Origin of the sequence: Kitasatospora sp. MBT66 (assembly GCF_000710405.2) — a bacterium.
GTDB classification, from domain to species: Bacteria; Actinomycetota; Actinomycetes; order Streptomycetales; family Streptomycetaceae; genus Kitasatospora; species Kitasatospora purpeofusca.
In genome coordinates, this window is sequence record NZ_JAIY01000010.1 from 835,613 (window position 1) to 835,899 (window position 287).

At 75.3% G+C, this 287-nt stretch carries 1 protein-coding gene; it reads right to left on the reverse strand.

Annotated features, from left to right (window positions below):
- On the reverse strand, positions 1–287 hold a 287-nt coding region (locus BI06_RS51235; RefSeq protein WP_043472425.1), incomplete at both ends, for an Ig-like domain-containing protein.

Consider the following 287-nt stretch of genomic DNA (forward strand, 5'->3'; position numbering starts at 1 on the left):
TGGGCGGCCAGGGTGGCGAAGCCGGAGGTGGTCTCGCCGCGCCCGCCGCTGCCGTCGTCGGCGGCGATCCGCACGGTGTAGGCGGTGGCCGCCTTCAGCCGGCCGGTGGTCTGCCAGCTGCGCTGGTCCTCCGAGAGCCGTCCGGCGACGATCCGGCCGTCCGGGCCGACCACGGTGACATCGGTCAGCCGGCTGCCCGGCTCCGCGGTGACCGTGACCGGCTGCGAGGGGTCCACCTTCTCCGTGGCGGAGAGATGGACCAGCCGGGCAGCGTCGACCTTGCGGAC